9 protein-coding genes are annotated in these 9,074 nt (G+C 55.6%); 5 read left to right on the forward strand and 4 right to left on the reverse strand.

The window, feature by feature from the left end:
* The first annotated feature begins 62 nt into the window (after positions 1–62).
* Positions 63–1,400 (forward strand): MFS transporter, encoded by a 1,338-nt coding sequence (locus tag CJU81_RS21650; protein ID WP_095038188.1) that lies wholly within the window; start codon positions 63–65, stop codon positions 1,398–1,400.
* Between the two features lie 33 nt (positions 1,401–1,433).
* Here CJU81_RS21650 and CJU81_RS21655 read toward each other — a convergent pair whose 3' ends face one another.
* Positions 1,434–2,804 (reverse strand): sensor histidine kinase, encoded by a 1,371-nt coding sequence (locus tag CJU81_RS21655; RefSeq protein WP_254924906.1) that lies wholly within the window; start codon positions 2,802–2,804, stop codon positions 1,434–1,436.
* The gene (locus CJU81_RS21660) at positions 2,801–3,511 is read right to left on the reverse strand and encodes a response regulator (RefSeq protein WP_095038199.1); all 711 of its coding nucleotides are present in this window, start codon (positions 3,509–3,511) and stop codon (positions 2,801–2,803) included. Before CJU81_RS21660 ends, CJU81_RS21655 begins: the two co-directional genes overlap by 4 nt.
* 193 nt (positions 3,512–3,704) lie before the next feature.
* Between CJU81_RS21660 and CJU81_RS21665 the strand changes: the two genes are divergently transcribed.
* A complete protein-coding gene (locus tag CJU81_RS21665) occupies positions 3,705–3,941 on the forward strand; it encodes a hypothetical protein (RefSeq protein WP_254924907.1) in 237 nt (78 codons plus the stop codon).
* Positions 3,942–4,007: 66 nt separating this feature from the next.
* Positions 4,008–4,571: a cysteine hydrolase family protein gene (locus CJU81_RS21670; protein WP_095038190.1), complete on the forward strand. Its 564-nt coding sequence runs from the start codon at positions 4,008–4,010 to the stop codon at positions 4,569–4,571.
* Positions 4,572–4,611: 40 nt separating this feature from the next.
* Here the strand turns inward: CJU81_RS21670 and CJU81_RS21675 are convergent, their stop codons facing one another.
* Positions 4,612–5,700, reverse strand: a complete 1,089-nt coding sequence (locus tag CJU81_RS21675; protein WP_095038191.1) for a YkvI family membrane protein — start codon at positions 5,698–5,700, stop codon at positions 4,612–4,614.
* A gap of 670 nt (positions 5,701–6,370) precedes the next feature.
* On the opposite strand from CJU81_RS21675, the gene CJU81_RS21680 reads away from it, so the two are divergent.
* On the forward strand, positions 6,371–6,772 hold the full coding sequence (locus tag CJU81_RS21680) for a cupin domain-containing protein (RefSeq protein ID WP_095038192.1): 402 nt from the start codon (positions 6,371–6,373) through the stop codon (positions 6,770–6,772).
* A 155-nt stretch (positions 6,773–6,927) separates the two neighbouring features.
* Here the strand turns inward: CJU81_RS21680 and CJU81_RS21685 are convergent, their stop codons facing one another.
* Positions 6,928–7,821, reverse strand: a complete 894-nt coding sequence (locus CJU81_RS21685) for a hypothetical protein (RefSeq protein ID WP_095038193.1) — start codon at positions 7,819–7,821, stop codon at positions 6,928–6,930.
* 531 nt (positions 7,822–8,352) lie between these two features.
* Here CJU81_RS21685 and CJU81_RS21690 point away from each other — a divergent pair.
* Positions 8,353–8,871, forward strand: coding sequence for a cysteine hydrolase family protein (locus CJU81_RS21690; RefSeq protein WP_095038194.1), 519 nt, complete (start codon positions 8,353–8,355; stop codon positions 8,869–8,871).
* Positions 8,872–9,074: the final 203 nt, after the last annotated feature.

Here is a 9,074-nt window from a genome sequence, read left to right on the forward strand (position 1 = left end):
GCTAATCGTTTAAAGCGCTGCCTCGATAATCATCACTTACTGATGACAGGTCGAGGTGCAGCATGACGAGCGTATCCACAGAACAGGTCAGCCCTGAAACGTTGAGAAAGGTGATTATCGCCGCCGGCATCGGTAATTTTGTCGAGTGGTTCGACTTCGCCATCTATGGCTTTCTGGCCACCACCATCGCCCAGCAGTTTTTCCCCAGTGGTGATGCCAGTGCCGCGTTGCTCAAGACCTTTGCAGTGTTCGCCGTGGCTTTCGCGTTTCGCCCCCTTGGCGGGATTTTTTTCGGCATGCTGGGGGACAGGATCGGCCGCAAGCGCACCCTTGCCATGACCATTTTGCTGATGGCCGGGGCCACCACCTTGATCGGCATATTGCCCACCTATGCCGCCATCGGGGTGATGGCGCCGATCCTGCTGACCCTGATCCGTTGCGCCCAGGGCTTTTCTGCAGGCGGTGAATACGCCGGGGCCTGCGCCTATTTGATGGAGCACGCCCCCAGCGACAAAAGAGCCTGGTACGGCAGCTTTGTGCCGGTTTCGACCTTTTCCGCTTTTGCCGCTGCGGCCGTGGTGGCCTATGCACTTGAAGCGTCGCTATCCGCGCAGAGCATGGGCAGTTGGGGCTGGCGCCTGCCGTTCCTGATTGCTGCGCCGCTGGGCCTGGTGGGCCTGTATATGCGCTGGAAGCTGGATGAAACCCCGGCATTCCAGGCGGTGAAGGAGGAACATGCGGTTGCCCACTCCCCGCTCAAGGAAACCTTGCGCAACCACGCTGCGGCCATCTGCTGCCTGGGGGCCTTTGTGTCGCTGACGGCACTGTCCTTTTACATGTTCACCACTTACTTCGCGACCTACCTGCAAGTCGCAGGTGGCCTGAGCCGGGCAACCGCTTTGCTGGTGTCGCTGATCGCCCTGCTCTTCGCCGCCGCCATCTGCCCGCTGGCCGGGCTGTATTCGGACCGGGTCGGGCGCCGGGCTACGGTGGTAACGGCTTGCACCTTGCTGATTGTCGCGGTGTATCCATCATTCCTGATGGCCAGCTCCGGCGGGTTCGCAGCGTCCATCATAGGCGTCATGCTGCTGGCCATTGGCGCAGTGCTATGTGGCGTAGTCACCGCAGCATTGCTCTCGGAGACTTTTCCTACCCGTACTCGCTATACCGCCTCAGCCATCACCTACAACATGGCTTACACACTTTTCGGCGGAACCGCACCGCTGGTGGCGACATGGCTGATCAGTTCCACCGGCAGCAATCTGTCGCCGGCGTTTTATCTGATGGCAGTTGCCCTGCTCGCCCTGGCTGGCGGCCTGGCATTACCGGAGACCTCGCGGATTTCCTTGCATGATGTAGCCACACCCGAAAAAGCCACGGCAGTAGTCGCCGCGGCCTGAGAGGCTAAAAGTGCCGGGCTTGCCCGGCACTTTCTAGAGGCAATGATCAAGCCCTGCACCCTTGAGCAATGGCAACACAACCCGTACCGCCAACCCGCCACCCGGGCGGTTGCTCAAGGTCAACGAGCCGCCGTGCTCCAGCACAATCGCTCTGGCTGCCGACAGGCCGAGGCCCACCCCGCCGGTATATTTGTTTCGCGAACCTTCCAGCCGATAAAAAGGCACAAACACCTGTTCATGGCTTTCAGCGGGAATGCCCGGGCCTCGATCGAGGACAACAACAGTGACCTGCTCATGATCCCGACTCAGCTCTACGACCGGCTCGCAGGCGTACTTGATGGCGTTGTCCAGCAGGTTGGTCAGCACCCGTTTGAGGCCTAGCGGCCGCCCCCAATACACCAGATGCGCAGGGCCGCTGAAAGCGATGTCGATGGACTGGTCGCGGTAGTCATCGATCAGGGTTTGCAACAAACCTGCCAGATCAAATTGCGTGGCCTGCTCCAGCCGCGCATCATCGCGAAAGAACTCCAGACTGGAGTTGATCATGGCCTGCATTTCGTCCACATCGCGAAACAGACGCTGCTGTTGCTCCGGGTCGTCAATAAACTCACCGCGCAGACGCATGCGCGTCAGCGGTGTGCGCAAGTCGTGGGAAATGGCCGCAAGCATCTGGGTACGGTCTTTGATGAAATGCTGCAACTGCGCCTGCATCGCGTTGAAGGCAAGAATTGCCTGACGAATCTCTTTAGGGCCGACCGGTTCAATGGGCGGCGCGCGAAAATCCACACCAAAGCGCCGGGCGCCTTCGGCAAACTGTTGCAAGGGCCTGGCCAGGTGGCGAGTGGCAATCAGTGCGACAAGCACGGTCGACAACAACACCAGCACAATCAGGATCAGGTTGCGCTGCCATTGGCCCAGCCCCCAGCTGCGCGATGCAATGCTGAACATTAGCCATGAGCCATCATCCAGCTGCACCAACAAGGCGTAATGCCCGTTGTGCTGAGGCCAGTCGTCGGGCTGATAGGCTTCCAGGCGCCGCTCTGGGCTATTGAACAGCCGCTGCGCCAGTGGCGTGGCTGTACGCTCGGCGGCTTCGGCCACCTGCGGCAGGTCCAGACCATCGCGGTTGGCATGCCAACTGATCTTGAGAGCGCTGTCAGTGGCTGCCGCAGCCAGACGTTGGCGCTGTGGCGCCGGCGTAGCCTCGATCAGTTTGGTGGTCAGGGAAATCTTTTCCAGCAGCCCGATTTCACTCAACGGCGGGTAGGCCCAAACACCTGCCAACTGAGTAAACAGCGCATTGAACGCCAGCGCGGTCAGCATGGCGACAATGGTGGTCAAGGCAATCCAGCGAGCGATGGTGTTGCGCGAGCGCAGGCGCCAGCCTGAAATCCAGCCTGTCACTGAGAGGTCACCCCGGGTGTGAACAGGTAACCGACATTGCGCACGGTGCGAATCATCTCGACCCCTTTGCTGTCGAACTCCAGCTTGCGTCGCAAACGGCTGACCTGTACGTCGATGCTGCGATCGAACGCGTCATGGCCGGCGCCACGAGCCAGATCCAGCAACAGTTCGCGAGTCAGAATGCGCTGAGGATGTTCGACAAACACCAGCAACAAATCGAACTCTCCTGCAGACAAGGGAATCATCACCTGATCCGGGGAACGCAGTTCGCGGCGGGTAAGGTCCAGTTGCCAGCCCGCAAATTTCATCAGTGGCCGCGGCACCTGCCCGGCAGAGGGCTGCCCCTGCCCGGCCCGGCGCAACACGGCACGCACTCTGGCCAACAGTTCCCGTGCATCAAAAGGCTTGCTCAGATAATCATCGGCGCCCATTTCCAGCCCTACCACGCGGTCACTCAGCTCACCCATGGCAGTCAACATGATCACGGGCGTAGGGTATTGCTGACGCAAGCGCTGGCACAGCATCAAGCCATTCTCGCCGGGCAACATCAGGTCAAGAATGATCAGGTCCGGTGGCTGCAGCGCCATCGCCGCCCACAGTGACGTGCCATCAGTGGCCACCGCCACCGAATATCCATGTTGCAGAAAAAATTTCTTCAGGAGCGCAAGGACCTCAAGGTCATCGTCCACGATCAAAAGGCTGCTCACCGGCACGTACCGCTTAAGGTCTGTAAGGCCTCATATCTAAAACTATTCAGCGCGCTGCGTCATATATTTCAACCTGGCAACAAAGTGACACCGCGGTAAAAAAGCAGACATATCCGCGCAAGACGTCAATGGGAGGATCAACCTTCTTCCCTGCCACGAATTTTTGTAACCCATGCCTTGTGAAAACCCGTCCATGATCCTGGAACAGCGGCTGGTAAAACGCGCCAACGCCGCCCTGCACTGTCGCGAAACAAGCCTGCGCCTGTCGGACGAGGGCGATGAGCTGGTACTGAGCCGTTATATCGAGCATTACAGCCAAGAAGGCGTGCAATGGGTCGAGAGCAAACATCGGGTGCGGGTCAGCGCATTGCTCAAATGGATGATCAGCCATGGCGAATCCCAAACCCTGAGCCAGGATAAAGAGTGCTAGCCAGTTGGTGAGCCCACCCCGTTGCGCTTAGCATGGTGCTCTACAGTCCAGCCCACAGGAACGGCCATGCCCCTAGTCAAAGCCAATGCGGCACTGATCATCATCGACATGCAAAAAGGAATGACCGACCCCGGGCTTGGCCGCAGAAACAACCCCCGTGCCGAGCTCAACGTTCAGCGACTGCTGGAGACATGGAGGCAATTACAACGGCCCTTGGTCCATGTCCGGCATATCTCCCGCAGCCCCGCTTCCGTGTTCTGGCCCGGCCAGCCAGGCTGCGAGTTTCAGCAGGCACTGGCCCCGTTTGAGCCAGAGCACGTGGTCGAAAAGAATGTCCCCGATGCATTTGCCAACACAGGCCTGGAACGCTGGCTGCACGCGCGTGGGATCAAGCAGTTAGTGATCGCAGGCGTGATCACCAACAACTCCGTGGAGTCCACAGTACGTTCAGCAGGTTGCTTGGGCTTTGATGTGATCGTGGCGTCGGACGCCTGCTACACGTTTGACCAGAAAGATCTGAATGGCCGCCTCTGGCCTGCCGAGGATGTGCACGCATTGTCGCTTGCCAACATGGCGATGGATTACGCCAGGGTTCGAGACGTCAATCAGATACTTGCACCACAGGACTAAGAAAGGAGGCCGCCGGATCTGTATCCGGCGGCAGTCGAGGTCAGGAAACGGCGTCCAGCGCGGCTTTTTGTGCCTTGGATACCGAACGGCTGCGCAGCCAGTTGAAGCAAATGGCGAGGATCAGCGCAAAGCCGACGTAGCCCAGCAGTGGATACACGGTGCCCACCAACTTGCTGAACCCACCCAGGCTCAAGGCCAGGCCGACACAAACGGTCACGGCACTGAACAACTTGAAACGGCCCGATTCAGGCTTGGCAAAGCGCGCACTGAAGGCAAAGAACATCCCTACCGCAGTGCTGTAGACCATGCACACCAGTGCAATCGACATCACCACCGAGAGCAGTGGCGAGATGCGTCCGGCCAGTGCCAGGGACGGCATTTCAATACCCTGCAACTGATTGATATTGGCAAACAGACCGATGTTCAACAACAGGATCAGGGCACCCAGACCAAGCCCGCCGAGCACACCACCGAGAGCAGCCGCCTTGGGTTGTTTGGTCATGCCACCGATCACTGCCAGCATCGGGAAACCTACCGCGATATTGAACGAAGCGTAGAGCAAGGCGCCGACAAACCAGTTGCCAGTGACCGTCTCGTTGTTCTCGCGGGCAACCGCGTCCAGAGTCTCGATTGGAGCGTTGTAGCTGAAGATCGAGTAGGTCGTGATGATTAGCACCATCGCCAGCAGAAAAGGCATTACCGCGCTGATCAGATCAATGATGCGCTTGACGTTCATGCACAGCGTGGCGATCACCAGCACGGTCATCAATACACCGCCAAACAAAGGGGGCAGATCGTATTGCTGGGCAAAGATCGAACCGCTACCGGCGAGCATCACCACCCCGACCCCGTACAGGAAGAACGACAGCACCACATCGACAACCCAGCCCACACGCGCACCGAACAGGGCGTAGAGGACTTCCTTGTGCGAATTGGCCTGCATCTTCGAACTCATGCGGGCGATCTGCATACCGAGGAAAGCAAACATCAAACCGCTCACCAGAGTGCCCAGGATGCCTATAAGCCCATAGCCGGTGAAAAACTGCAGCACCTCCTGCCCTGAGGCAAAGCCACCACCAATAACGACGGACATGTACGCAAGCGCAATCTGGATCGACTGTTTATTCATTACACTATTTCTCATTCTTAGACTTATTAGGTGCAGGAAACGAGAAGACGCGGACACCCCCTCATTTACGCAGGGTGGCTATCGCCAGGGCCGTTCAGTCAGGCAGCGTGATTGGCTGGACGGCACAGGTACGTAGACACCGCGGGCAGTATAGGAAGTGTTGCGCAGGTAATTTCACCATATACACAACCAAATTCAGCTAAAACGTCATGCTACGAAGGATTTCCCCTATCAATTATCCCGCGATAGGCATTTTTGACCGCAAAATCACAAGAAACATTTAGATACATACTTATTATTACAAATCAGTCACTTAGCTTATTTCCGCGGGTGCTTCTGCGCATGTTCCCCCGGGCTTCGTGTGCAAGAGCCAGAAATACCCATAAAGACCGCAAGGATGGAAGAGTCCTTGTTGGCGGGTGATCAATCTGGATATTCCTGACCAATAATACGCAATGATGGAAAGAGATAATTACGACACACATAACCCATGCCACAAGCCAAATCCTGCACAAACAAAAAAAGAAACGCACCACATAAACAACAGAAAAAAACTACATACCCTGCCAACCCCACAGACATATTGTTTTTGCAAAGTACTTAAAGCACAAACAACTAAAAACGTCTGACCCCCACAGCAACCAAACCTCATATTCCAGGAGCTTAATTGATGAAAGGCCCATTCCCAGCAATCTTTATATTGATCGCAACTCTCTGGACGGGAACTGCCATCGCAGACTTGCCAGTACTCTCGACGGCAAATAATTCTGATGTTTTACAAAGAATCGACATGCCTGATCCCCACTATCAGATGGGCTTGCAAAAAGCCGTACTCGCTCCAAACGAAGTTAAAGTTCGACATATGCATACCGGACCAGAAGTCGTTTATGTGCTTAGCGGCGAAATCATCATTACAATGGATGGGCAGCCTGAAAAGCGAATGAAGGCAGGTGAAAGTTTTAAGTTCCTGGCATACGCCCCTCACATCAGCAAAGCGGGCCCGCAGGGCGCTACCGTCCTTGCCACCTGGGTAGTAGAAAAAGGAAAGAGTCTTTCTGTTCCGGCACCATAATCCAGCAACAGCGAACCATACCGGACAGCATCTTGCATGGGTAGAATGAGGCAGATCGGGGGGCAGGCTATACTTCTCATGGCCAAGTTGCTGAGAAAAACACAATGGACCCGCACGCTCATTGATGGCACTGCTCCCCCAGACCTTAATCAGCGTCAACCAGCAGCCACAAAGTCCGCAACCTTTAATCTGGAACGCACATCCAAAAACCAAAGACTCAGCTGCGAATCGAAATCCCGGGCGATTTGATCTGCTGCATGCAGCGCCTCAACAACCTTTTCCCTGTTGCCCTGCCCTTGGTAAGCTTTAGAAACCTCAAGCAGCAAGAAAGCCCTGTCCACATCCTCCACCCCGTTCGACTCGATAATAGCCAGCGCCTTGTCAGCTACATCCAGTGCCCTCTGCCACTGAGCGAAACGGTTAAAAGTCAACGCACACAAATACAGGCTCCGCTCATGGTTCAACCAGGTTCCAAACTGCATCCAGAGCCGTTCACACGCAACAGCCGCATCAATAATGACTTTTTGTTGGGACTGCTCGTCATCCTGAAGACGGGGGTCATCAATCAGTTTGGAAATAATGTTATTCAAGGCTGCTGCCGCACCTTTACCCACTGGCGAACTCGACGGTAACCCCAGCAGGGCGACGTAGCCTTCCAGTACGCTTATCGACTGAGCTATATCCACAGAACCCTGCAGACTTTGTACGCACAGCAAACCAACAAGCACCTTGGCTTCTACTAAAGATATTCCTGCAAGCTCAGCGTACTCACGTTCGGCAGCAAAAGCGTGCACGGGGCGCGCAGAACAGTAGGCCGTACAGGCCAGAAACTTGAAATAAATGGCTGAACATTCCCACCTGTTGGATAAAAGCAAATCAAAAGCGCTTGCCCAGTCAGAGAGCAACTCTCCAACCACATGATTGACCAGCCAGATGAAGTCATTTTTCTGCTTGTCATCCAGGTCATTGAAAATAATTGTCTTTAATAAAACAGCCGCCAGCTCTGGAGCTTCATCATGAACATCCAGAGCTCTTTGCAAAGAGGACATATAAGCACCTGACTAATAACAAAACGGCTTCAGACAATCCACAAACAAGCCCATGCAACACACCAACCACAGACCTGCTTACCCACCAAAACATCGACACGCTAGAAGAGCATCAAGCGACTGTCAATACAAAACTAAAGAGCCCATATATGGGCACTGATACTGCAAAAGCATCATTTAAGTGCACACATCGGTTATAAACATCTTCAAATACCGCCCCCCCTACTCTTGCCAAAAACCCAACAAGAAACACAGGGTCTTGCGGGTTTTGCCACGATTGAAATACGTCATTGAAGGGCAGCCGGGTGTCACCACGCACCCTGCACCTGCTTGCCAACGTGCTGCCACGCAGCTACTGTCAGCTCCATGAATCAAATACGAGTTGCCTTGACCACGACTACCACGACCGCCAGAGGCGGGTCGTGAGAGGTGTCGTGAGCCAGTAACACGCGAACCTCAAAGGCCCGCCAGTGATGGACAGGGCCTTTTTTTGTGCCCTTGTGTCACTGGCTAAACGCAAGGAAAAGCACCATGTATGCACTGTTAATTCTCGACATGCAGGTTGGACTGCTGCATGGCCCGGACAAACCACAGGCTGGCGAGGCGCTGCTGGAGACGTTGAATTCATTGCTGAGCAAAGCCCGTATTGCACACGCACCTGTCTTTTTCGCCCGCCATATTGGCCCACCAGGGTCGCCGATTGAGCCGGGAAGCCCGCTGACACAACTGGTACCGGAACTGGTGCTACAAGGCGACGAAGTGATTTTCGAGAAAAGCCGCCCCAACGCCTTTGCCAGGACAGACCTGGCCGATCAGCTACAGGCTCTTGGCGTTGAGGGGGTAGTCATCACCGGCATGAAAACCCAATATTGTGTCGACAGCACCTGCCGTGCGGCACGAGACCTTGGGTTCGACACTGTACTGATTGCCGATGGCCATACCTGCAGCGATACCCCCGCGCTGAAGGCAGAGCAGATTATCGCTCATCACAATGCAACCCTGGCAGGGCCATTCTGTCGGGTCATCAACGCCGAGAACTGGGGGTTTTAGCCTCTGTCGACAGATCGGGCTGATCCAGGCTGATCTGTTGCTAAAACAATGAGTCACAGAGGTAAAAATCGAGTGCTAATACCTGTCGAGGCCGGCTGCATTCAAGACCTCTATGGAGATATACAGTGAATCGCCCCGGGTTTCCTAGACACTCTCCAGGCTCGCTGCGTAACGCTTTTCAAACTCTACCGGTGACAGCTGAT

Source organism: Pseudomonas fragi (genome assembly GCF_002269505.1).
Lineage (GTDB): Bacteria > Pseudomonadota > Gammaproteobacteria > Pseudomonadales > Pseudomonadaceae > Aquipseudomonas > Aquipseudomonas fragi_D.

Coding starts and splice junctions, on each gene's coding strand:
- CJU81_RS21650 (WP_095038188.1), top strand. CDS start 63: ATGACGAGCGTATCCACAGAACAGGTCAGCCCTGAAACGTTGAGAAAG.
- CJU81_RS21665 (WP_254924907.1), top strand. CDS start 3,705: ATGATCCTGGAACAGCGGCTGGTAAAACGCGCCAACGCCGCCCTGCAC.
- CJU81_RS21670 (WP_095038190.1), top strand. CDS start 4,008: ATGCCCCTAGTCAAAGCCAATGCGGCACTGATCATCATCGACATGCAA.
- CJU81_RS21675 (WP_095038191.1), bottom strand. CDS start 5,700: ATGAATAAACAGTCGATCCAGATTGCGCTTGCGTACATGTCCGTCGTT.
- CJU81_RS21680 (WP_095038192.1), top strand. CDS start 6,371: ATGAAAGGCCCATTCCCAGCAATCTTTATATTGATCGCAACTCTCTGG.
- CJU81_RS21685 (WP_095038193.1), bottom strand. CDS start 7,821: ATGTCCTCTTTGCAAAGAGCTCTGGATGTTCATGATGAAGCTCCAGAG.
- CJU81_RS21690 (WP_095038194.1), top strand. CDS start 8,353: ATGTATGCACTGTTAATTCTCGACATGCAGGTTGGACTGCTGCATGGC.